This window comes from Niallia sp. FSL M8-0099 (genome assembly GCF_038006945.1).
GTDB lineage: Bacteria > Bacillota > Bacilli > Bacillales > Cytobacillaceae > Niallia > Niallia circulans.
Map to the genome: position 1 here is coordinate 926,433 of NZ_JBBOWF010000002.1, position 23,118 is coordinate 949,550.

The following is a 23,118-nucleotide window of genomic DNA, read 5'->3' on the forward strand; positions in this document are numbered from 1 at the left end:
TATTATTCATCTCTTTCTAAAGTTTTTAAAAATTGTTTTGTTCTTATATTTTGTGGATGATGAAATAATTCTTTCGGCTCATTTTCTTCAATGATATTTCCATCTGCCATAAAAATCACTCTGTCAGCCACTTCTTCCGCAAATTTCATTTCATGGGTCACAATAATCATGGTTGTATTTTGTTGTGCAATATCTTTTATAACTTGCAGCACTTCTGAAACCCATTCTGGATCAAGTGCTGAGGTTGGTTCATCAAATAAAATGGCATGTGGCTTAACAGCGAGCGCTCTAGCAATACCCACGCGTTGTTGCTGTCCGCCTGATAATGTGGCAGGGTATTGGTGAAACTTATCCTCAAGCCCTACCTTCACTAAAAGTTCTTTCCCTAATTTCTCTGCATCTTGTTTATTCATTTTCTTAGCAACAATCAAGGATTCCGTAACGTTTTGCAAGGCAGTTTTATTTTTAAAAAGGTTATAGTTTTGAAACACCATCGCTGTTTCCTGGCGAAGCTGATGAATATCTTTCCGCCCCATTTTTTGTACATTTACATTTGTCTCGCCTATTTGAATAACCCCTTCATCAGGCAGCTCTAATAAATTCAAACACCGGAGCAATGTTGACTTTCCAGATCCAGACGGTCCGATAATAGCCAACACTTCTCCACGGTTAACTTTTAAATTAACACCATCTAATACTATATTCTCTCCAAACCTCTTTTTTAGATTTGTAACAGCTATCATCCTACTACTCCTTTATGATAAATACGGTTTTTCCATTCTTTTTTCAATAGCCCGCTGAACGAAAGTAACAAGAATAATTAACACCCAGTAAAGCAGCGCTAAAGCCAAATAGGTTTCAAAAAATTTAAGAGAACTAGCAGCAATTATTTTCCCTTGGGCGAAAAGCTCCACTACTCCTAAAGTAAACGCTAATGAGGTTTCTTTAATTAAACCAATAAAAATATTACTTGTTGCAGGAATAGCATTTCGCGTCGCCTGAGGTAGAACAATTCGACGAAAGGCTTGCACTTTTGTCATTCCAACTGATAAACATGCTTCCACCTGTCCTTTATCAACCGAATTCAGTGCAGCACGGAATATTTCTGCTAAAAATGCTGCTTGTTTTAAACTAAGCCCTAAGATCGCTGCTGTTATAGCCGTCATCGCACTTAGAGCTGGAAAGATTTGTGGCAGCCCATAATAAATTAAAAATAATTGAACCAGTGTTGGAATGGCACGAAAAAACGAAATATATACAGCGGCAAGCTGCTTTAATACTGGGATATTCGATCTGGATATCACAGCTAAAATCAATCCGCCAATGATGGCAAAAACCATGGATAGAACAGCAAGAAATAAAGTAAGCGGTATGAATTCCAACAGTTCTGGTAATATATCAACTAAATATGGAAAATCTAAATTAAGATTCATACTGGTCCTCCAAACTATTCCTTAACGGTGATATCCTCGTCTGCAAAATATTTCTTCGATATTTCTGTTAAGGTACCATCCTCACGTAATTTTTTTATTTCAGCATTAAATGCTTTTGCCAAAGCTTCTCCATCTTCATTTTTAAGGAACGGAAAAGCAACATCTTCATACACAAATGGCTCCCCTACAAACTTCAATGGCAAATTTCCTTTTTCAATTTCTGCGATCAAAGAAGATTTAGAGTTAACATAACCATCGACACGTTTATTAATCGCATCATTCATTGCACCATCACGGTTTTCATATGTTTTAGGGATGATGTCAGGATCGAAATTTTCTAAGTTCTTCACATTATTCGAACCTAATACTCCGGATACTGTTTTGCCCTTTAAATCATCTAAACTATCATATGCATTGTCTTTATTTGTAACAATGGTAGCACCTGCATAGGCATACGGCTCTGAAAACTGATACTTTTCTTTTCTTTCATCTGTAACAGCAACAAAGTTTGCCACTGTATCAATTTTTTTGGTTTCTAATTGCCCCATTAAACCTGCAAAGTCTGATCTAACCCACTCCACTTGATAGCCTAAATTTTTTGCGATTTTCTCTAATACTTCTATATCAAAACCTACTAATTTACCATTTTCCTCATATCCATTTGGATAACTTTGTGCGGTTGAACCTACACGGAGTGTTTTTTGCTCCTTTGAGGATCCCCCATTTTCTGTTTTATTATCGTTTCCGCTGCAAGCAGATAATAATAATAAAAATGCTATACTCATGATTACAGTCAGTTTCTTCCACATTATCAATTCCTACCTTTTCTTATATGATTTTGCTAAAAGTAATTTTTCTAAATAGATGGTAATATGACCTTTCCCTAAATCCGTTTCTCCAACCTTTTTGTATCCCCGTTTTTCATACATTTCTCTAAGCCAAGGATGCTCCTTCGCCGTGCCCAGCGATACAGATGGACAATGAAGTGTATCTCTTAAAAAACTTTCCTCCACATAATGAAGGATTTTGCTTGCGTATCCTTTTCTTTTTTCTTCTGGAGCAACAGCAACCCACCAAATATGGGGAATTTCAAATGGACCAGGATGACTGCTCCATGGCATACGAACAGAAGCAGTTGCAACCATTTTGCCTTCATCTCGTAAATAGAAGCATATATTTTCCTTGATATTCTTTTCTACCAATTCTGCATCTGCTGTTGCAGCAGCAAAGTGAATTCCCAGCTCTCGAATAGAGGCATATCCTCTTAGAGATAGATCAAGTAATTCGGGAATATCTTTGGAAGTTGCTTGATGAAAAGATAAATTACTCACTTAAAAGTCCCCCATTTCTAATCGAAGCAATTACTTCATCTACCTTCTCACTAGCTAAGCCAATATATTGACTTGGATCTAATAACTGATTAATTTGTTCTTCTGTCAATACAGCAGCCACCTTTTCATTCTGACCAAGCAATCTTTTAAATGGAGTTTTTTGTTCAGCAGATTCCATTGCGATTTCATATATAAGATGATGGGCAGTTTGTTTACCTATTTTTTCTGATAAAGCAAACATGACACGTTCTGATAAAATCAGTCCACCTAATCGCTCCAAGTTTTTCAGCATGTTTTCAGGTTTCACTACAAGCCCTTCCAGAACGGTTAGCATACTTTTCAATTGAGAGGATAAATATAAACAAATTTCTGGTAAGGCTATCCATTCACTTCTCCAGCTCATCGCATCCCTTTCATGTTCCATCACTAATGATTCATGCAGCAAGGCAACACTATGTAAGACAGGTTTTGTCAGACTGGCAATTCCTTCAAAAATAGCTGGATTACGTTTATGCGGCATCGTAGTTGAGCCCACATTTCCTGCTGAAAACGGCTCTTCCACTTCGTCAATTTCTGTCCGCATTAAGTTATAGAATTCATTTCCTAGCTTTCCTAACGAACCACTTATTAGTCCTAGCACTGAACCATACTCCGAAATTCGGTCACGTGAGGAATGCCAGCAAATCGTTGGCGCATTAAGTTCTAAAATCTCCAATGCCCGTTCTTCAATTTTTGGTCCTATGCTTCCTAAAGCGGCATATGTACCAACACCACCAGCAAGAACACCTGTAAAAATCCGTGATTGGACGCTATTTAATCTATCTAGGTGACGTTCAAACTCACTTAAAACGACTGCGAGCTTAAAGCCAAATGTGGTTGGCAGTCCTTGCATTCCGTGTGTTCTTGCTGGCATCGGCGTTTTCTTATATTTGGATGCTAAACCAATCAGAAGCTCTGCTACTTTTTTTGTATCTCTTCTTATGATTTCATCTGCTTCCTTCAATTGAAGAATCATCGCTGTATCTGTTACATCCTGTGTTGTTACGCCATAATGAACATATTCTCCATAATCACCTGATAGTTTCTGCAAATGGTTAACTGTAGCCATTAAGGAATGTTTTAATTTAGCAGACTCTTTTGCAATTTCTTCAATATCAAAATTTTCTACTTTTGAAGCGTGCTTTATGGCTCTTCCGGCTTCCTTTGGAATGATCCCTAACTCACTTTCTGCTAATGCTAAAGCTGCTTCTACATCCAGAATCTTCTGTAATCTATTTTTATCATCCCACACAGAACGCATTTCTTCTGTACTAAAATTGTTCTGCAGCATTTTTAAAGCTACAACATGTGAACCCATTTCCTATCCTCTCCTAATACCAATATTAATACTATTAAATTATTAAATTATCAAAATATTAATTCCAACAAAACTAATCTGAATTATTGACTATTCTAACATATTCGAAGTGGTTAATCCCATACTTTTTTCTTTTTTTTATAATTTTCATTTGACAGCGTTTATTAAGTTATTATTTTTTAACGTTCCACACATTCATAATTGAGGAAAAACAGACGTTCTAAACTCGCAATTTAAAAGGACAAAATATAATTAGGCTTCTTCTACACGAAGAAGCCTATACACTATATAATAGAAAACTTTTCTTCCACTACTTAATTAATCAAAAATTCAATAAATTTCTCGTTACTCCTCAGAAGTAATATCATCTCCATAATACTTTTCCGAGATTTCAGCTAGTGTTCCATCCGCTCTCAGCTTTTCTATTTCTGCATTAAACGCTTTTCTTAACGCATCCCCTTGTTCTGTTTTTGCAAACGGGAAACCAATTTCTGATTTCTTTAAGTCATCCTCTAATATTTTCAGAGGTAATTTCGATTTATTTATTGTTGCTTGCAAAATAGGTTTTCCTTGGACATAACCTGCTACGGCACCCTTAATTGTATCCGATTGTGGACCATCTCTTGTTTCATATTGTCTGACTTCAATATCTAATCCATTTTTCTTCACATAATCTTCCAATACATTAATTTTATTAGACCCTAATACTCCAGCAACTGTTTGTCCATTTAAATCCTTTACAGAATCATAAGGACTATCTTTAAGAACAGCAATCCCTGTACTTGTATAAGAATAAGTTGTCGAATAATTATATTGTTCTGCCCTTTCCTCTGTATATTCAAAGGCATTAGCAATCGTATCAAGTTTTCCGACCCCTAGCTGCCCTACTAACCCTTCAAAGCCTGCTAATGTCCATTGCACTTTATACCCTAAATTCTTTGCAATCGTTTCAAGTACTTCCACATCAAAACCGATTAATTCTCCATCCTCTTGATAAGAGTTTGGAAAACTTTGACCAGTTGCGCCAACGCGGATAACCTTTTTATCTGACGTTTCGCTTTTGCTAGCAGTTTTCGTCGATTCTTCTTGTGAATTAGCAGAATTACTACAAGCAGCTAATAGATTTATTGAAATAACAAAAATAAAAAGTGCATTAAGCTTTAGAAAGGTTTTCATTTTCATTCCCCCGCTTCCCTAGTAAAAATCTCTTTATTCGCTCAAATGATTCTTTCAACTGTTCCATAGAAGTCACCAAACTAATGCGAATCCATCCCTCTCCGTTTTTGCCGTATATACTGCCCGGAACCACTGCTACCAACGCTTCTTCTAGTAATTGTTCGGCAAATTCAACCGAATTCATTGGTAACGGAACCTTAGCCCAAAGGAAAAATGTTCCTTGTGGGGCAACATACTCCCAATCTAGCGTTTCTAAACATTTTCCAACTAACAATTGCCGCTCATGATATAACTCTCTTAAGGCATTACGTTCTGCCTGTTGATGTAAAAGAGCAAACACAGATGCATCCTGTATTCCACCAAAAACACTGCCAACTGCATTTTGTAAATAGGCACTTAAATGTTTGATAAGCGATTCATTCCCTACTGTAAATCCACTCCTCCAACCAGCCATATTAAATGTTTTGGAGAAGGTATAAATTTCAACTCCTACTTCCGCTGCCCCGGAAATGGATAAAAAACTGATTGGCTTTTCCTCTGTATAGTAGATATCTGCATAAGCAAAATCATGAATGACAGCAATCCCATATTTATTGGCATATGTAATCGTTTCTTCGAAAAATTCCCTTGTGGCATTTGCACCTGTTGGATTGTTCGGATAATTTAAAAATAAAATCTTTGCTCTTTGACTGACCTCTTCTGGGATGCTTGAATAATCAACTAAAAAATGATTATTCTCGCTAATCGGAACAAAAAATGGTTCTCCACCTGCCAACTCAACAGCCGCTTGATATCCAAAGAAACCAGGATCAGGAACCAATGCAATATCCCCAGGATTTAAGAGGGCCTGTGCTAATCCAGATAAGGCTATTGTAGAACCATTCATGATCGCAACCTGATTAGACGTAATATTTGCTCCATACTCCTTTCGATAAAAATCCACAATAGCTTTTTTAAAATCTTGTTTTCCGCCATAAGGTGGATAACCATGGTTGTTCTTATCATATATGGCTTCTTGCAGGCACTCCACAATACGGGGAAAAGTTGGCTGATCTGGATTTCCTCTTCCGAGATTAATTACCTGCTTATCTGATTGCTGAAGTTCTTTTATCCGTTTATTTTGAACGACTAAATATTTCGGCTTTAATTTACCCAGACGTTCAGAGCAATCAAAATGCATTTAACCCCACCTCATTTTCTGTAATAAATGATTCTAATTTTTCCAGGCCATCTATTACCTTTTGCTTGGTTAGCTCCATTGGCAATGCATAAATTCTAGAGGATGGTCTTAATATTTGATCAGCCATGTTTTCAAGGTCACCTTTCTCAGGGGATAAATGTAAATCTCTCCAGCATATTGGCAACTTCAATTTTTTATATAAAGGAACTAATTGTTTTATTTCTTCATAATTTTCTTCCAAACTCAACTGAAATAATATTCCGTACGCAACAAGGCTGCCATGTAAATGTCTCTTTTTCCCCAAACTGACATATCCGTAATTAAAGGCATGTGCGCCAACGCTTTGCCCAAATTCCCCTCCCAATCCTCCAACAAGGCCGGCTACGGCATAAATCGTATCAATCATGCGAGAGAAGTCTGCATTGCTTTTTTTTGCTTCAGCAGCTATAACAGCAGCTTCACCCCATTTTAAAATATTATCTCGACATTGCTTAGCAGCAGTATGAGACAGTTCCAATGGAATGGATATTTCTTTACTTGTTAATTTCTTAAAACGAATTTTACTTTCATACCATTTAGCCAAGGTATCGCCAATTCCAGAAGTCAAATGCTCGATTGGTGCTTTAACTAATAATTCTGGTTCAACCATTACCATATAATTTGATTGACTATGTCGTATTGTACCAAGATGGTCTCCTTCAGCAGAATAAACAATACTGATGGGGGTAAAGCTAGCACAATTTGAAGGCAATGTAGGAATTAAGATACAAGGTATTTTTGCTTTACTTGCCACCGCTTTTACCGTATCTAGAACTTTCCCTCCACCAACTCCTATTATGGCATCATGCTGGTGGTGCAAGGCTTCGTTCCATATTCGGTCTATTTCTTCATAGCTGCATTCACCAGCAAACAAAATTTCTTTATAGGGATTCTGAAATTCAGTTTCGGGCCAATAAGGTTGAACAGCCTGCCATGACTTTTCCCCATGAATTATTAATGGAAATTGTATGTGGTTGTCTTCCAAAAACTTCGGTAGTGTATTAATTACTCCAGCATAATGATAATAATTTTGAGGGCCAAAACGATACACTAAATCGATCAATGATTAACCTCCTGAACCTTCCCTTTATCTTTGTAAAGAGTTTAATTTTCTATTATTCTAATACACTTACTCGGAATTAGCAACCACACTTTTCTGAATCTTCTAATCTATATAAATTTTAAAAATACAGGTACTATTGGCGACTAGCAGTTTTAAAAGAAAAGAGCTCCTACTCTTTCCTTCTTTTACAATAGCGTTGCGCAAAAGGAAGAAAAAAGAGGTGCTCTTTATAAAATAAATTGATTATTTTCTTAGAAAATGATGCCTAAACCCATTTTTGTCAAAAGCTAGCCAGCCTAAATTATTCCTTGTATCAATCAATGATCCACTTGCCAATACTTGATGGGCGATTATTTCTTTCCACAGAAAAGGAGCACCTGCTTCCTTTTCTTGAATTACATAATCATGTCCGCAATAGCGTGACATTTTCTTTTCCTTCGTACGACTTTGTCTAAGCATAAGAATGCTTTTTAAAGCAAAGCCTGATAATCCTTCAAAAGACTGATTTTTAATGGGGCTGCTTGTAAATTGATGTATAATTCGTTTTTGTTCTTGCTGGAAATAAACTTCTACTTCGATGGCAGAGGCCATATGAGCATCACCAGAAAGAATAAGGCATTCACTTGGGTTCCATTCTGCTATTTGTTGATGAAAAAAAGAGAATCCTCTGCCGTTAAATTTCCACCATTCTAAATCTAAGCTTTTTTGTAGAGAAGGAAGAACCGCTGTTAGGGGCATGACAACATTTTTTAAAAAGGATTCAATTAAATGAACCCCATATAAGGGGGTAGCAGAGATAATGACTAACGGTGTTTGCGGCTGCCATCCGCTTGAAAATAAAAGCTCCGATAAATAATCCCATTCTTTTTTGCGGATTAAATTCGGGCCATTTGTCCGCTGCTTCAACATACTACCCACAACATAGGTTCGTTCTTGTGGATAGGCACGTTTTGTCCGAGTGTCTAATACAAGGCTTCTTGGATTGGTTGGCGCAGCAAAGCTCCATGCACGAAAAGTTAACATCATATGCAGCCATTCTGTATGTGTCAGTGTATTTACCGTTAGTCTTTTGGTATACTTGCTGATTTTGCGAGAAAAAGAAGCTGGGAAAGCATCTGGATTATTCCCCCATCCTTGAAAAGCCCAGTAGGCTGTTAATGCATTAGCGATAACATGGTTTCCAAGCGGAGAACAAGCTACTTTTTCCCGCCATTCTTTCGTTATATTCCAATCATCTGTTACATCATGATCATCGAATATCATATAGGTGGGAATATTCGCCAACATGCGGCGTATCTTTGGCAGAGATTGTTGGAATGAGGTTATGTCTTTTTGCTGCTGACCGTATACTCTTTTTAAGCTGCTTACTTTTCTTTCATACTCTTTTGCCTGATCTGCCCCTGTCTCTATATGAATCTGGTTATCTTCTAAATAGTTATCGAAGTCTTTTAGATACCCTGCCTCTTTTGCTATCTCCCATATCTCCGTATTCCAGCTTAAGATATACATCGCTGCATACTCGCCCATGGACAGAAGGTGATTATCCGCTTTTCGCGAAGTAAATTGGCAGTATTCCTTTACCATTTCTCGTCTTCCATTTATCTGGCTGATGGTAATATCAAAAGCATTATTTTTATCATCCACTGCCTCGCACAATTCCTTTAATGGTTCTTCTTTTCCCATTAATAGCTTGCCTAATGCGAATAAAATGAGGGCAGCTGGCGCTGGAACATCATCGGCATAAATTTGATCCCCTGTCAAAAAGAGGGCACTCGGCCTTTTTTCTAACTGAAAGTATTCCTCCTGTAGTTTGGCATCTCCGAGGCTAAGAGCATCCTTGCCATTTCCGTGCAGTTTGCGGCAGGAACCATATAAGAAGTTTTTTTCAACTGTTGCTGGAATGAAGAAAGTGGGATATTGTAAGTTTCCATAACAAATAGAGACTGGACTATCAGATGATAATAATCCAAAATCACTTAAGTCATAGCTTGTTTTGTCTTTTTGAAACCCTAGATTGTATCCTAACAATGTTTGGGTGGGAAAGTTTTGGGAGATAGGCTGAAGTTTGATTAAATAAATATATAAGTTTTTTCCTAATCGGCATACTTGTATATCTGACTGAATGTCAAACGGCTGATATTCATGCTCTTTTGTCGTTTGATTGAAGTGAATCACATATAGATTGGCGTTCAATTGATATTCTCCACTTAAAGCTATCCAAAGATAAGCTGATGTTTCCTCCACTCTGCGCACCAATGGCCCAGCTAAAATAACCGGCAGATCCATCGTTACCACCATCCATTCCTGTTCTCCTACAGCCTATTCACAAAAAGAAGAGATTATGTTTGCAGAAAAACTGTCCTTCTGAGGTGAACACCCTTTGGCTTCTGTCTTTTTATGGTGCCTGACACCCAATTGATGTTATGATGAGGGAGTAACCTTATTTCGATAATAATGGAGGAAAAATCCGTGAACGATATGAACAACGATATGCAGACAAAGGAACAAGAAGGTAAAAAGAAAATTAGCTTACAAGAAGCCATGAAGCAGCAGCTGGCAAATAAAGCACAGCAAGGACAAGGCGGAAAAGCAAGTTTGAGCGGCAATCAAAAAATGCAAAAAATGAAAAGCCAGTTAACCAAAAAGCCAAATAACCAAAGAAAACGCATGGGTGTATAATGAACGGTCAGAATCGCAAAGACATAACACCAGGCACACCTGTTGAAATAGTACTAAAACAAGATCAAAGAACCGGGAAACGAACAGCAGGCATTGTAAAAGATATATTAACCAAGTCTTCCTTCCATCCCCATGGAATTAAGGTTCGCCTAGAAGATGGACAAGTAGGTCGTGTACAGTTAATTAAGGAAAAATAAAAAAGGGAAGGGGGTGTCCCATATGCTACAAATGAAAAAAAGGTACAAAAAACATCCCTGCACAAAATTTGCATGAAAAGTGTCGAATAAAAAATGACCGCCCTGACTGGTCATCATTTTGATACTTCTTTTGAATTTATAAAGGATGGGAGCTTCATCTAGGCTAAACCGTTACCGCAGGGTAACGGTTCCTTCCCAAAATAAAACAGCCGCTTTGAATACATAAGAACCTTCTATCCTAAAGCCGCAAGCATATATACAAAAAGAGGGTGCATTAATTACACCCTCATCATTTATTAAGTTATGGCGGCTTTGATTTAGCTCAAAAATGCCATTTGCTTTTAACACGCAGTGATCCGACTTCCCAATGCGGAATCCAAGCGTGTATTAAATGTATTAAAGACAATAGATATTGAGGACTTCTCATAAGTTCTTAGTGCCATATCTTTTTAAGCCACAGATTATAGTTCGGCAAAATATTTAATAGTTCTAACCATTTGGTTTGTATACGAATTCTCATTATCATACCATGCCACAACTTTCACTAAAGACTTCCCATCAGGAAGTGAGGTAACCTTTGTTTGTGTAGCATCAAATAATGAACCATATGTTATACCAATTATATCTGAGGATACCAACTGTTCTTCTGTATATCCAAATGAATCGGAAGATGCCGCTTTCATAGCAGTATTTATATCATCTTTCTTTACCGTCTTATTGACGACAGCGACTAACTCTGTCACCGAGCCAGCCGGTACTGGCACGCGCTGAGATACACCGTCTAAATTGCCCTCTAATTTTGGAATGACCAGTCCTATTGCTGTAGCTGCACCAGTAGAAGTTGGTACAATATTTAAAGCCGCTGCACGTGCTCTTCGCAAGTCACCCTTTGCATGTGGGCCGTCAAGGGTCATATGGTCACCTGTATAAGCATGAATCCATGCTCTCCATTTTTTTCTTTATAAGTGGAATTTCAATACATATTTCCACCAGCTACTTTCGGATAGAATCAACAGAATAGAAAAGCAAGAGGAGAAAAACGAGCCTTTTTCTCCTCTTGCTTTATATTAGAGACTTTTCGGACAGCCTCTTCTATTTATTATTATTTATATAATAATACTTTTCCTACTGTACCGTCTTTGCTCTCACCAACTATACGAATTTTCAAGCCGGTGGATGGAATATTGCGTCCTGCTTCTAGATTTCCTTGGTTGCTGTAGTCAGCACTATCATCAAATAGTGGAGTTCGTTTTGTAAAATTATCTTTTAATGTAGTTCCGTTAATAGCAGCATAATCTAAAAACATTTTATTAGATTTAGCTAAACTAAAGGCAGCATCATTTAATTGATATCGGGTAGCTCCTACAGTTCCATCACTCCAGTAGTTTGTATGCTGGTCTGCATCGACTACTCCTAAATATCCGTCTCCAGGATGCGCCCCCGTCCAGTTATCACTATATGATTCATCCACATACCAAACGACAAGACCTGGATCATAACTCATGAGACTAGCACCACGGCGAATATGCGCAAGACCCTCATCTACTCCATTTTGTGATCTCCATTCTAATAAATAATAATGTTTTGAATAAAATTTTCCTTCATCTTTCTGAAAGCCTTCTAATGCAAAGGAAGAATCCCCTTCTGCATTATCTGTTAATATTTCCGCTCCATTAGCTGTCACTTTAATATCATCCACATAGAAACCAGGATTAGCAACTGCCACGTCGGTCCAATAATTAAATTCAATTTCGACCTTTTGTCCCGCATATGCACTTAAATCAAAGACTCCATCCACCCATTCACCATTGGTACTGCCTGTAATCCCATTTCCTGGATTTTGGTCGTTGGGATTTTCGCTTGTGGTAATATTTCCTTTAATCGTCTCGCCATTTACCTTAATAGATGCATAATCCCATTCAGCCTCGATGTCGTACCATGTTTTAAAGGTCAACTCGGCACTTGTGGCATTAGTCAAATCTACTGCTGTCTTCATAGAATGATCGATATTATTTCCACTACCACTAAAGTATTCATATTTCCCGCTTGCCGGTGTGTTTACATCTGTTGTTTTATCTGGAAGATTAATACGCACTGCGTCATTATTTATTCCTTTTGTTACCGCTTCGTCCAGCAGTAGTTCTGTTCCTTTACTTGTAATTTCATCCGCATTTAACGTAGTGCCGCTTAACCAATTTCCCCCATGGGCACCTTGCAAATATTCCTTAGCATATGCACTAAATCCACTCGGCTCCGTACCTGGAATATCTCCGGCCCAGCTGCCACTAGCCATGATAGACCAGTAAGCCACAGCCTCACCGCCGCCAGTATATTGCGTATCATATTCATCTGGTAATCCTAAATCATGTCCGAATTCATGCGCAAAAACACCTGCCGCACCATCTTCTGGTTCAATGGTATAATCATATGCACCAAGCAAGCCACCGAAACGATCGCTATTAGATGTAGCTCCTGGCACTGCAACTAGGTTTCCTAAGTTCCAACGATGAGACCAAATAGCATCTCCCCCTAAGGCTCCTCCACCAGCTTCTTCACCAACTCCTGCATGGATAACCATTAAATGATCGATAATTCCATCTGGTTCGTTATATACACCATCGCCATCATAATCATCACGATCCCATACATCGTACTCACTTAAGTCTACATTTGGATCTTGTGCAGCTTTTGATAATGCTTCATAGACTAATTCACGAGGACGTGCATCACTATCATCTGGCCCAGGATAATTTCCTCCATAATAAGCGGCCTCATGATCTGCTGTGTACCAGCCAGCAACTTCCCCTTCTACCGAATAACTGCCACCAGATTGCTCTTCATAAAATTGTTTCATGGAGACAAGATTTTCGCCGTTCGGACCTTCATAACCATCTTCGCCAAAAATCATATTTTGAAAGTGCTCATGTGTGTAATCTTCATAGAACATATCTGTCTCATCTTTTGTAATCGAGCTTTTTTTATAATCTGGAAAATCTATCGCTAAAACGAGAACCTTATCTTCACGAACTTCCCCTTCATACGCTTCCTCTTTGACAGAATCAACTGTATTTTTCTTTGCCTGTCCTAATTTATTTCCTTTTCCCTTTTGGAGACTATGATTAGATGTTTCATTTTCTCCCTTTGTTTCTAATTTTGATAAGGCTTTCGGCAGTTTATCCTTTGTTTCTTTTTTAGCTCCTTCTGCTTTGCCTTGTAAATACTTTTGTAAGGCTTTTTCCGTTTCACCGGTACTTGCATTCTTTGCTAACTTTCCCTCTTTTTTCAGCATTTCAATAATCCGCTCATCATTGGCAATGCCTAAATCAATAGGAGCTCCACCGTAACTGGAGACAACTTCTTTATATGCTGCTTCTGCAGCGGCTTTCTCAGGAGGACCATATAACCCTAGTGAGAGAGTACTAATTCCAAGTACTGCTGCTAGTGCTGTTTTTTTAAGTTTCTTCTTTACCACCAAAAAATCCCCCTCTGATCACAATATGTAATATTACGAGACTTAATATTCTAAATTGATAGTCAATTCCCCTTTTTATTTTCTCAAAATAGTACTTTTATATCAGAAAATTAATTATTTTCAAACTTCAAATCCCGCACTAATCCCCAATGGTGCTTCCCCTATATATCAGAGCACTTCCATAACTAAGGAATATCAACATTAAATCTCCAGCAAATAATCTTCTTTTGCTTTTCAAACTATATAAAAATATTAATAAAATAGACATAAAGGAACCTCTCTCTAACGGCCCTATAAAAATCATACAAAAAACGCAAATAGCCTCCAATTACACTTGTCTCCCAATAGAAAAGGGGAAGGTGAAAATACCTTCCCTCTTAAGCAAGCACTTCTTTTTCCAAATGCCTATTCTCTTATTAAATCAGTCATATATGAACATTCATCGCAGACTGATTATATTTTTTTAATAACTTGGCAAAAGTCTCACGGTCTTCTTCTGTCCAACATTTAGTAACTTCTTCCACTCTGCTTTTTCTAAACTTTTTTTCCTTTTGAAATTCTTCTAATCCTGTTTCGGTTATCTGGAGCGTATAAGCCCTTCCATCTGTTTCATCAGGAATTCTCAGCAAAAAGCCCTTTTGCTCCAACGCAGCCGCCTGTCGACTTACAGTAGAAACATCTAATTGAAATTCAGTTGCTAACGCTTTAACACCGGCAGGTCCTGATGTCACTATTTCATGCAATAACAGGTATGCTGACCGATCCAGACTGCCAGTTTTTTTATGAGAAGAGGTATGGGTAACCCTTCTTATCAGTATAGATAATTCCACTTCAAGTTCTTCCAGCGATTGTTCATCCATTGATTAACTACCTCACCGTTTCCAATATTTCTATAAGATATGATAGCATACTTGATTAAAGATTTGTAAGGAGGAAGGAATCCATCTGACTATAAAAACATTTGACGTTTCATCATATAGTTGTATAATACAATTATATAGTTTCCTTATACAACTACTTGTCCAAAAAAGGGGGAAAGATAAATGTTAGCCCATGATATTATGGTAAGCCAAGTATATAAAGTGAAGGAAAACGACACCGTCCGTTCTGTCATCGAAAAATTCATTCAATATAAAATTAGCGGTCTTCCTATCGTTAATGACCGCAATGAGATTGTCGGTTTCATCAGTGATGGAGATGTACTGCGATACATTGGTAAACATGATGATCATATTATCGACAGTATTTATTATACGGTTGTCATTAAAGGGGATGATGAAGACTTTGAACATAGATTGCAAAGTCTCTTACATTTGAATGTAATGAAAATTGCGAAAAAAAGGGTTATTAAAGTGGCTTGGGATGAAAATTTAGAAAAGATTGCTGCTCTGTTAGGTAAAAAGCAAATAAAAAAAGTCCCCGTTGAAAAAAATGGAGTTTTAGTAGGCATTATTAGTCGCGGTGATGTTATAAGGAATTCTTTTAAAGAATTAATCTAGTCTATAAAAACAAAGGGAATAAAAAAATAAAGGGGAGAATGAAATGTCATCTTCACAATCTGTATCAGCAGATTCAACCAAAAACAATTTAAATACGAAAACAGAAGCTAGTTTATTAAAACAGCCTAAAGCAGTATGGGCTGTATTTTTTGCGGGGATTATTGCCTTTATGGGGCTTGGTCTCGTAGATCCGATCCTTCCTGCTATTGCCGAGAAACTTCATGCCTCCCAAAGCCAGGTAACGCTGCTTTTCACTAGCTATAATGCCGTGATGGCTGTAGCAATGCTAGTGACTGGGATGATCTCCTCCAGACTTGGAATTAAGTGGACACTTATCTTGGGGATTGTTATCATTGCTATTTTCTCCTGCCTAGGCGGACTATCAAATGGGATTTGGTCGCTTGTTGGTCTTCGCGGAGGTTGGGGACTTGGTAATGCCCTGTTTGTAGCAACTGCTTTAGCGGCAATTGTGTCCCTATCAAACAGTGGTACTGCTAAAGCAATTATTCTTTATGAAGCAGCGATTGGACTTGGTATCTCTGTCGGTCCACTACTAGGCGGATGGTTAGGAGCCATGAGCTGGAGAGGTCCTTTCCTAGGGGTAGCTGTTTTAATGATCATTGCCTTTTTCGGTATTTTCATTTTAATGCCAAAAAATACTTCCATGAATACAACGAATACAGTTAAACCTAAAACTTCCCTGGCAGATCCGTTTAGAGCATTAAAACACCGCTCCTTACTAGTTTTAGGGATTGCCGCAGCATTATATAATTTTGGATTTTTCACGTTGTTAGCCTATGCACCGTTTGTAATGGGCTTAGACGAACATGGACTTGGCTTTGTATTCTTGGGCTGGGGTATTTTATTAGCTGTCACTTCTGTTTTTATGGCACCAAGATTGCAGGAACGTTTTGGAACCGTAAAATCAATGTGTGCAATGTTAACCTTGTTTGCAGTTGTATTAGTTGCTATGGGAATTTGGACAACAACCCAATGGGTTATCATCGCAGCAGTTATTTTCGCTGGTGCCTTATTAGGAAATAACAATACGCTTATTACAACTGCCGTAATGAATGCTGCTCCTGTAGAACGATCTACCGCTTCAGCAGCATACAGCTTCTTGCGCTTTATAGGTGGAGCCATTGCACCTTTCACAGCAGGAAAGTTAGCAGAAATATTTAATCCATCTGTCCCATTCCTTGTTGGAGCTGGATTTGTATTAGTTTCCGTATTATTTATCTGGTTTAATAGCAAACATGTCCATCATGTGGATGCAATGGGTTCTGGTCATTAATCAACATCTACCAATAATCATAAATAATTCCCATCTGTCTAAGTATAGATGGGAATGGCAGCAGAGGGACAGTTGTACTACTTCCCTCTGCTGCTTGTGATCAGCCTTTAATCAAGTTTGTCTAACTGGAAAAACTTCTTTTCCACTTCCCCTTACTTCAACCCCGTCAACGTTATCCCCTTAATAATATGGCGTTGGAAGATTAAGAAGACGATGATTAGTGGTACAACAGCGATGGTAGCTCCTGCCATGACGATTTCCCAGTAAGTTTGGTTTTCACCGGAGAAAAAGGCAAGGCCGACTGGCAGTGTTCGCATTTCTTCTGTCTCGATAACGATTAACGGCCACAAATAGGCATTCCAGTTTCCTAAAAATGTGAAAATACATAGCGCTGCTAATGCTGGATATACTTGTGGAATGGCGATTTTAAAGAAAATTTTAAACTCATTTAAGCCATCAATTCTTGCAGCATCGAGTAAGTCATCTGGAATAGACTCCATAAACTGTTTCATAAGAAAAATACCAAAGGCAGAAATTACGCCTGGAAACATAATCCCCCAATACGTATCAACCCAGCCTAAGTCAGTAGACATGATATACCAAGGAATAATCAGCATTTCGGTAGGAATCATTAAGGAACTTAAGATGAATAAGAAAATAATACTCTTGCCAACAAAGGAAAATTTAGCAATAACATAACCAACAAGGGTATCAAATAATGCAACACTTATAGTAGTAATAACTGCCACGATAAAACTATTTAAAAACCATTTACTAAACAGGGTATCCACCATGATCTTCCGATAATTCTCTAATGTAGGGTGGTCGGCAAGCAGCTTCAGTCCATATACTTCCGTCGGCGGCTTAAAGGATGTGGATACCATCCAAATAAAAGGGAACAGCATAAAGATAGCCCCAACGGTCAAGAGAATATAGACGATTGATTTTTTTAAATAGTTTCTTTTCTTCAACTCCTCACCCCCATAAAAAACTAGTACTCAAATTTCTTTGTCAAAACTTTCATTTGAATGATTGTGATAACTAAAATAATCAGAAATAAGATAACTGTTGCAGCAGAAGCGAGACCCATATCAAAGTGCTGGAAGGCTAATTCATAAATATAAAGAACAACGGATATAGTAGAATGAAGTGGTCCACCCTGTGTCATATTTTGCACTTGGGTAAAGGTTTGTAAGAAACTAATACTGCCAATGACTGCGGAAAATACAATGGTTGGATTTAGTAAAGGCAAGGTAATATGAATAAATTTTTTCCAACCATCTGCCCCGTCAATTTCCGCAGCTTCATAGAACATTTTGGGAATATTCTCAAGTCCTGCTAGGAAAATAATCATTTGAAAACCTAGCCCTTGCCAGATCATCGTTAAGATAATAATATAAATTGCTTGATCAGGTGATTTAAGAAAGAGCTGGGCTTCCAAGCCAAACTTCATGAGAATATCATTCACAATGCCGTTGTTCATTAGAATCCATTTAAACACCCAGCTTACCGCAACAATACTTGTCACATAGGGAATGAAATAAATAGCGCGAAATACCCCGACAAATTTATTAATCCTTTGCAAAAGCAGCGCTACTCCTAATCCACACATCAGCTGTCCTACTACACCAAAAACGACATAGATAAATGTATTTATTAGTGATTTACGAAAGACTTCATCTTTAAAAAGGGCTACATAATTATCCATCCCTACAAATGGTTTATCCTCTGATAGAATATCCCATTCCCGAAACCCGATATTGAATGTATAAAGTGTTGGCAAAAACCGAATCGAAATAAAAAAAAGAAGAGGTATCAGCAAGCATGTATATACAAAGATATATTTTTGTTGCTTTAACGTAAATCTAGCAGTCTTTTTGGAGACGGCAGAATGGTTCTTCCCAGACATGAAAACCCTCCTTTCTGAATAAAGAAAGACGATTACCGCCTTTCTTTATTCCAGTATCTTTACTTTTTACTCCAATAATCATCGTATAGCTTTTGTGACTTAGCTGCGAAATCATTGTAGGCATCTTCAATTGAAACTCCATTTAGCAACACTTCATTCACTGCATCAATAACATATTGTCTTTGTGCTGTTTCGTCGACATAGAATTGTGCATTAGCATATGGAAGCTGTTTGATGAATGGTCCGTATAATGGATCGTTTACATATTTATCTTGTGTTGCGACCGCTTCTTTTGCTGGCAATTCTCCTACCTCGTCAATCCAGCGTTCCATCACTTCATCACTTGTTAAAAACGCTAAGAATTTTTTAGAAGCTTCTAATTTCTCTCCTTCTACTTTAGCCGTAATGCCATTTGCCCAGAACGAAGATTGTGTAGCCTTTTCTTTATAAGATGGCAGTGGCGCAACCCCATAATTTAAGTCAGGTGCATCTGTCGCCAATGTACCTAAGCGGAAGGAACCGTCAATATTCATCGCCGCATTCCCTGTCTTAAATGCTGTTACATCATCTGTATAAAAACCACTTTCGCCAACTTTATGTTTGGATCCGAATTCCACTAAATACGTAAATGCTTCTAAACCAGCAGGTGTATCATCCCAAAGAATTTGCTTACGATCCTCACTCAATCCTTGACCGCCAGCTTGATAGACAAGAGCATCATAAAACCAGTTGTTCAGCTGTGCACCAATTTCATACGCCATCCCCTCTGTTACAAGCTTTCCGTTTTCTCTTACTGTCAGTTTTTTCGCATAATCTACTAATTCATCCCATGTTTTTGGCGGACTATTTGGATCCAGGCCTGCTTTTTCAAAAAGATCTTTGTTATAAAATAGGGCAAGAGTACGAACCGCAGTCGGAATGGCCCAATATTTATCGTCCAATTTTGCTGCATTTACTAAGGAGAAGTATTCACTTTCGATTTTATCCACTGGAAATGTATCCTCAGGAAGAGGCTGTAAATAGCCTGAATCAATATATTTTGGCAGCCAGCCATAATATAAATTGATAACATCGGGACCTCTTCCAGCTGGAACTAGTGTAGCAACCTTCTCATTGTATTGCTCATATGGAAAAGTTGTCTGCTTTACTTTAATTCCTGGGTTTTTATCTTCAAACTCTTTAATAAGCTCATCCATTAAATCCACTTTCGCCTTATAGGCATATTGCCAATATTCAATTGTTACCGTACCATCTGCTTCCCCGCTAGAATCCTTTCCCTTCGAACAACCAACAATAACCATTGCTATGGCTAGAAAAAGAAATACACTTAAAAACTTTTTCAATAGAACCCCTCCTATTAAACAAGTTAGTTATTATTGCGAAGCAGCTGCTTATAAGAAGTAAATTTGTTTCTATATATTGCTACTTCTTTTGAAAAGTCAGCAAGCTTTTGAATGGACTTTATTCGCTGTCTCTCTGTTTCTTTTGGGTTAGGACCTCCAAAAGCAGAGCGAACCATAACAAAATGAAAAGGATTAATCGCAGTTTGATATTGTTCTTCTGTTAAAGGAAGATGTGTTCCTAATATCTCCTGAGAAATTTGCTTGACTAGTTCAGCAGAACCATCTTTTATTTTTTTCCTAGAACTAGCTAATCGCTGAACCAAAATGCTGACAATCTGATGGGCATCGCGGAAGGATAATTGGCACTCCCTAACCAGTACATCCGCTAATTCCGTTACGGTGGAAAAGCCTTCTGAACAACGGGTCAGGAGTTTATCTACATTCACCTCCATCGTTTTAAGAATTTCTGTCAGCAATTCGATAATTTGATAAGAGTGAGAAAAGCCATTGATAAGAATAGGCTGGATATCATCCCCAATATCGACGATGTCCCCAAAAGGTGTGTTGTGGGACATCATAAAAGCAGCATTTACTTCCCCAATTGTCCGACTAATGAGAGATTTCGTATGTTCTAAAGATGAAGGGTTGCGTTTTTGAGGCATGATGCTCGATGTTTGCACTAAGCTTTTATCTAATCTGATTGCTTCTACTTCATTTGTCGTAAAAAACAAGAGATCATGAGTAAAACGCGATAAGGTACTTAAAGTAATCTTGATCACACTAGCTATTTCCAGCATATAATCAGCAGCACTAATAGAATCATAGGAATTCTCCATTGGTTTATCAAAAGCTAATTGAGTTGCCACAAATGAACGATCAATTGGAAAACCAGAAGTCCCTAAAGCAGCAGCTCCCATTGGGGACTCATTGATTCTTCTTAAAAGCGTGAAACCACGTTCCAAGTCCCTTTGTAAACTACAATCGATGGCTAACAGATAGTGGGCTAAGGTAGTCGGCTGTGCTTGCTGATTATGGGTATAGGCTGGCATAATCGTTAGTTCATGCTCTTTTGCCAAACGTAACAATACCTTTTTTAACTCTACAAGTAAGGTAAGAAACTGCAGGAGCTTTTCTCTAGATACCATTCGATACATGGTTGCATCCATATCATTTCGACTAAAGGCAATATGCATATTTCCAACAAGCACCTCGCCGATTTCCTTTTTCAAATCTTCTTCTAGCATAAAAAATAAGTCTTCATAAAGAGGATTATAGTTTTTGGGATAACCTTTTGCTAATATCGCTTGATTCGCTTTAATGATTTTTTGGGTATCTTCTATTGTTAAGATTTTTTGGCGGGCTAGCATAGTAGCATGGGCGATGTTAATCTCTAATAAATAGGGAAGGTAATGTTGTTTCGTAAAATCATAGATGGGTTCTAAGATATGGTTTACATAGACTTGGGATCTACTGTCTGGCATTATACTGCTTCACTCCCTTCTCTAAATGGAGTAAACGGCGAGCATTATTTTCAAATATAGTTTCGATAGCATCCTCCTGCATATTAATCTCTCTACATACTCTTACTTGTTCTTGTAAATACCGATTGGAAAAGCCTCTCGGAAATCCATTTGAATCTGTTCCAAATAAGATTCTTTCTAATCTTTCTGCATTGTATTGATCGCCCGTTTTTGATCTTTTGATAAAGCTGCTCCCTTCTTTAGCTGGCAAATGACCATGTATATCAATCACTTGAAAATCATTTTGAACGAGCATGTATATCTCCCTTCTAATCTATTTTTTCAACTAGATAATAATTCATGTTTTTTCATACCTAGAACCGCTGCACCTAATAAGGATGCTTGAGGCAGCTTTGTCAGCATAACCTCTGTCCTGCTTTGAATGGGTAAATAATGGTTAATTTTGGCTTGTAATTTAGGGAGAAACCAATATCCTGACTTCGATATTCCTCCCCCTAGAATAATGCATTCTGGATTGAGCAATGCTGCTATGTTAATTAAGGAGACAGCAATATGATCTAATGCCTCATTTATGACTTTCTTTGCAAAAGCTTCTCCTGCGATAGCCTTCTCAAATATTTCCTCTGCACTATACTCCTTTTCTTGCTTAATCTCTAGACCTCTTTGATACTGCTTTACTATAGATGGGCCGCCAGTATGATTTTCCAGAAAACCATAGCCTTCGAAAATGGATTCAAAGCCTTCGGTTGCCTGATCTTTATTGGTAATCATATAACCCATTTCTCCAGCGGCAAATTGACTGCCGCGAAATAATTCTCCATTTATAACAATTCCACAGCCGACTCCTGTACCTATTGTTACTAAAACAACATGTGCTTTATCTTTAGCCGCTCCTTTCCAGCATTCACCTAGTACCGCCATATTCACATCATTTTCTATGTATATTGGGAAAGAAAAATGTTCTGTCATCTGCTCCCTTAATGGATAATGCAGCCACCCTAAGCTTGGTGCTTCGATCACTATTCCTTGTTCAGAATCCGTCATACCCGGTGCACCAATCGCTAAAGACAACACCTTCGTATGACTAATATTCTGGTCTGATAACATGCTGTTTACTTGATCAACAAGCAATTGGACAAAATTCCTCTTCAACGCTTCTTGCGTGTCGATTTTGCGGTAAAGAATAAATTTACCATCTAAATCCATAATTGCTATTTCGGTCGTCGTTCCTCCAATATCAATGCCAATCGTATATTTGTATTCTTTGGCAAACAATAAATGGACAGGTTTTCTCCCCCCTTTTTTTGCCGCCTTTTTGCTTTCTTTTTCAATAATCCAGCCTTCTTCCACCAGCTCATCTACCAATGCTGATATAGTCGGTTTACTCAGCTTCAATCTTTTTGCCAAACTCGCTCTGGAATAAAGCTTATTTCCCTCGATAATTTCTTGCAGCACTTTTCTCTTATTGATTATCTTCAAGTAGGTGGGAGTTCCTGATTGCAAAATACTCATTCATTCCTCCAATCATGACAGTTAGTAAACCTTCCTTACTTCTTAAATAGCTTATGATTGACTAGAATGTAATATGTTTTAAAGTATTCCGAAATTTTTTGTGAACTTTCCCTTATTTTAGTTGAGGTGCTTTTAAAGAATCGTTGTTTTCCT

Annotated in this window: 21 protein-coding genes and 2 pseudogenes; 4 read left to right on the forward strand and 19 right to left on the reverse strand. The window is 37.8% G+C overall.

The window, feature by feature from the left end; translation table 11 throughout:
• Positions 1-2 precede the first annotated feature (2 nt).
• The 9 genes from NSQ92_RS19145 to NSQ92_RS19185 all read right to left on the reverse strand — a co-directional run bounded on the left by NSQ92_RS19145 (position 3) and on the right by NSQ92_RS19185 (position 9,877).
• The gene (locus tag NSQ92_RS19145; RefSeq protein WP_061798183.1) at positions 3-743 is read right to left on the reverse strand and encodes an amino acid ABC transporter ATP-binding protein; all 741 of its coding nucleotides are present in this window, start codon (positions 741-743) and stop codon (positions 3-5) included.
• Between the two features lie 12 nt (positions 744-755).
• Positions 756-1,433, reverse strand: coding sequence for an amino acid ABC transporter permease (locus NSQ92_RS19150; RefSeq protein ID WP_047942102.1), 678 nt, complete (start codon positions 1,431-1,433; stop codon positions 756-758).
• A gap of 14 nt (positions 1,434-1,447) precedes the next feature.
• Positions 1,448-2,245 carry an amino acid ABC transporter substrate-binding protein gene (locus NSQ92_RS19155; RefSeq protein ID WP_235844471.1) on the reverse strand — a complete coding sequence of 266 codons (798 nt, stop codon included), beginning with the start codon at positions 2,243-2,245 and terminating at the stop codon, positions 1,448-1,450.
• Positions 2,246-2,251: 6 nt separating this feature from the next.
• Entirely contained in the window at positions 2,252-2,764 is a 513-nt protein-coding gene (locus NSQ92_RS19160; protein ID WP_061798187.1) for a GNAT family N-acetyltransferase, read from the reverse strand.
• Positions 2,757-4,121, reverse strand: coding sequence for an adenylosuccinate lyase (gene purB / locus NSQ92_RS19165; protein ID WP_176473344.1), 1,365 nt, complete (start codon positions 4,119-4,121; stop codon positions 2,757-2,759). The genes NSQ92_RS19160 and purB overlap by 8 nt, the downstream gene beginning before the upstream one ends.
• A gap of 345 nt (positions 4,122-4,466) precedes the next feature.
• Positions 4,467-5,297 (reverse strand): transporter substrate-binding domain-containing protein, encoded by an 831-nt coding sequence (locus NSQ92_RS19170; protein ID WP_341153094.1) that lies wholly within the window; start codon positions 5,295-5,297, stop codon positions 4,467-4,469.
• Positions 5,275-6,477, reverse strand: a complete 1,203-nt coding sequence (locus NSQ92_RS19175) for an aminotransferase class I/II-fold pyridoxal phosphate-dependent enzyme (protein ID WP_341153095.1) — start codon at positions 6,475-6,477, stop codon at positions 5,275-5,277. Before NSQ92_RS19175 ends, NSQ92_RS19170 begins: the two co-directional genes overlap by 23 nt.
• Positions 6,467-7,579, reverse strand: coding sequence for an iron-containing alcohol dehydrogenase family protein (locus NSQ92_RS19180; RefSeq protein ID WP_341153096.1), 1,113 nt, complete (start codon positions 7,577-7,579; stop codon positions 6,467-6,469). Before NSQ92_RS19180 ends, NSQ92_RS19175 begins: the two co-directional genes overlap by 11 nt.
• A gap of 243 nt (positions 7,580-7,822) precedes the next feature.
• Positions 7,823-9,877: a hypothetical protein gene (locus tag NSQ92_RS19185; protein ID WP_328282959.1), complete on the reverse strand. Its 2,055-nt coding sequence runs from the start codon at positions 9,875-9,877 to the stop codon at positions 7,823-7,825.
• A 180-nt stretch (positions 9,878-10,057) separates the two neighbouring features.
• Between NSQ92_RS19185 and NSQ92_RS19190 the strand changes: the two genes are divergently transcribed.
• Together NSQ92_RS19190 and NSQ92_RS19195 are read left to right on the forward strand one after the other, a co-directional pair.
• The gene (locus tag NSQ92_RS19190; protein WP_095259271.1) at positions 10,058-10,258 is read left to right on the forward strand and encodes a hypothetical protein; all 201 of its coding nucleotides are present in this window, start codon (positions 10,058-10,060) and stop codon (positions 10,256-10,258) included.
• Positions 10,258-10,455, forward strand: a complete 198-nt coding sequence (locus tag NSQ92_RS19195; RefSeq protein WP_047942094.1) for a YwbE family protein — start codon at positions 10,258-10,260, stop codon at positions 10,453-10,455. Before NSQ92_RS19190 ends, NSQ92_RS19195 begins: the two co-directional genes overlap by 1 nt.
• A 171-nt stretch (positions 10,456-10,626) precedes the next feature.
• On the opposite strand, the gene NSQ92_RS19200 is transcribed toward NSQ92_RS19195, so the two are convergent.
• The 4 genes and pseudogenes from NSQ92_RS19200 to NSQ92_RS19215 all read right to left on the reverse strand — a co-directional run bounded on the left by NSQ92_RS19200 (position 10,627) and on the right by NSQ92_RS19215 (position 14,787).
• Positions 10,627-10,803, reverse strand: a complete 177-nt coding sequence (locus NSQ92_RS19200) for a hypothetical protein (RefSeq protein WP_341133052.1) — start codon at positions 10,801-10,803, stop codon at positions 10,627-10,629.
• Between the two features lie 113 nt (positions 10,804-10,916).
• Positions 10,917-11,393, reverse strand: a pseudogene (locus NSQ92_RS19205) (type I glyceraldehyde-3-phosphate dehydrogenase); the annotation flags it as partial.
• Between the two features lie 164 nt (positions 11,394-11,557).
• On the reverse strand, positions 11,558-13,927 hold the full coding sequence (locus NSQ92_RS19210) for an immune inhibitor A domain-containing protein (RefSeq protein ID WP_047942093.1): 2,370 nt from the start codon (positions 13,925-13,927) through the stop codon (positions 11,558-11,560).
• A gap of 425 nt (positions 13,928-14,352) precedes the next feature.
• Positions 14,353-14,787, reverse strand: coding sequence for a MarR family winged helix-turn-helix transcriptional regulator (locus NSQ92_RS19215; RefSeq protein WP_047942092.1), 435 nt, complete (start codon positions 14,785-14,787; stop codon positions 14,353-14,355).
• 183 nt (positions 14,788-14,970) lie between these two features.
• Here NSQ92_RS19215 and NSQ92_RS19220 point away from each other — a divergent pair, with 183 nt between their 5' ends.
• Both NSQ92_RS19220 and NSQ92_RS19225 read left to right on the forward strand, forming a co-directional pair.
• Entirely contained in the window at positions 14,971-15,426 is a 456-nt protein-coding gene (locus NSQ92_RS19220; RefSeq protein ID WP_061798199.1) for a CBS domain-containing protein, read from the forward strand.
• Between the two features lie 43 nt (positions 15,427-15,469).
• On the forward strand, positions 15,470-16,720 hold the full coding sequence (locus NSQ92_RS19225) for an MFS transporter (RefSeq protein WP_047942090.1): 1,251 nt from the start codon (positions 15,470-15,472) through the stop codon (positions 16,718-16,720).
• 152 nt (positions 16,721-16,872) lie between these two features.
• Here the strand turns inward: NSQ92_RS19225 and NSQ92_RS19230 are convergent, their stop codons facing one another.
• The 6 genes and pseudogenes from NSQ92_RS19230 to NSQ92_RS19255 all read right to left on the reverse strand — a co-directional run bounded on the left by NSQ92_RS19230 (position 16,873) and on the right by NSQ92_RS19255 (position 22,965).
• Positions 16,873-17,691: a carbohydrate ABC transporter permease gene (locus NSQ92_RS19230; protein WP_235850138.1), complete on the reverse strand. Its 819-nt coding sequence runs from the start codon at positions 17,689-17,691 to the stop codon at positions 16,873-16,875.
• A 20-nt stretch (positions 17,692-17,711) separates the two neighbouring features.
• On the reverse strand, positions 17,712-18,629 hold the full coding sequence (locus tag NSQ92_RS19235; protein WP_095259248.1) for a carbohydrate ABC transporter permease: 918 nt from the start codon (positions 18,627-18,629) through the stop codon (positions 17,712-17,714).
• Positions 18,630-18,688: 59 nt separating this feature from the next.
• The gene (locus NSQ92_RS19240; RefSeq protein WP_341153097.1) at positions 18,689-19,972 is read right to left on the reverse strand and encodes an extracellular solute-binding protein; all 1,284 of its coding nucleotides are present in this window, start codon (positions 19,970-19,972) and stop codon (positions 18,689-18,691) included.
• Positions 19,973-19,995: 23 nt separating this feature from the next.
• The gene (gene argH, locus NSQ92_RS19245) at positions 19,996-21,453 is read right to left on the reverse strand and encodes an argininosuccinate lyase (protein ID WP_095259247.1); all 1,458 of its coding nucleotides are present in this window, start codon (positions 21,451-21,453) and stop codon (positions 19,996-19,998) included.
• A pseudogene (locus tag NSQ92_RS19250) lies at positions 21,440-21,631 on the reverse strand (amidohydrolase family protein); the annotation flags it as partial. The pseudogene NSQ92_RS19250 and the gene argH, both read right to left, overlap by 14 nt.
• Before the next feature lie 143 nt (positions 21,632-21,774).
• Positions 21,775-22,965: an ROK family transcriptional regulator gene (locus NSQ92_RS19255; RefSeq protein WP_341153098.1), complete on the reverse strand. Its 1,191-nt coding sequence runs from the start codon at positions 22,963-22,965 to the stop codon at positions 21,775-21,777.
• Positions 22,966-23,118: the final 153 nt, after the last annotated feature.

What these genes read in the sequence shown, in the direction of transcription:
- NSQ92_RS19145 (WP_061798183.1), bottom strand. Translation starts at nt 743, where the DNA reads ATGATAGCTGTTACAAATCTAAAAAAGAGGTTTGGAGAGAATATAGTA.
- NSQ92_RS19150 (WP_047942102.1), bottom strand. Translation starts at nt 1,433, where the DNA reads ATGAATCTTAATTTAGATTTTCCATATTTAGTTGATATATTACCAGAA.
- purB (WP_176473344.1), bottom strand. Translation starts at nt 4,121, where the DNA reads ATGGGTTCACATGTTGTAGCTTTAAAAATGCTGCAGAACAATTTTAGT.
- NSQ92_RS19170 (WP_341153094.1), bottom strand. Translation starts at nt 5,297, where the DNA reads ATGAAAACCTTTCTAAAGCTTAATGCACTTTTTATTTTTGTTATTTCA.
- NSQ92_RS19175 (WP_341153095.1), bottom strand. Translation starts at nt 6,477, where the DNA reads ATGCATTTTGATTGCTCTGAACGTCTGGGTAAATTAAAGCCGAAATAT.
- NSQ92_RS19185 (WP_328282959.1), bottom strand. Translation starts at nt 9,877, where the DNA reads ATGGTGGTAACGATGGATCTGCCGGTTATTTTAGCTGGGCCATTGGTG.
- NSQ92_RS19190 (WP_095259271.1), top strand. Translation starts at nt 10,058, where the DNA reads ATGAACAACGATATGCAGACAAAGGAACAAGAAGGTAAAAAGAAAATT.
- NSQ92_RS19195 (WP_047942094.1), top strand. Translation starts at nt 10,258, where the DNA reads ATGAACGGTCAGAATCGCAAAGACATAACACCAGGCACACCTGTTGAA.
- NSQ92_RS19215 (WP_047942092.1), bottom strand. Translation starts at nt 14,787, where the DNA reads ATGGATGAACAATCGCTGGAAGAACTTGAAGTGGAATTATCTATACTG.
- NSQ92_RS19220 (WP_061798199.1), top strand. Translation starts at nt 14,971, where the DNA reads ATGTTAGCCCATGATATTATGGTAAGCCAAGTATATAAAGTGAAGGAA.
- NSQ92_RS19225 (WP_047942090.1), top strand. Translation starts at nt 15,470, where the DNA reads ATGTCATCTTCACAATCTGTATCAGCAGATTCAACCAAAAACAATTTA.
- NSQ92_RS19235 (WP_095259248.1), bottom strand. Translation starts at nt 18,629, where the DNA reads ATGTCTGGGAAGAACCATTCTGCCGTCTCCAAAAAGACTGCTAGATTT.
- argH (WP_095259247.1), bottom strand. Translation starts at nt 21,453, where the DNA reads ATGCCAGACAGTAGATCCCAAGTCTATGTAAACCATATCTTAGAACCC.
- NSQ92_RS19255 (WP_341153098.1), bottom strand. Translation starts at nt 22,965, where the DNA reads ATGAGTATTTTGCAATCAGGAACTCCCACCTACTTGAAGATAATCAAT.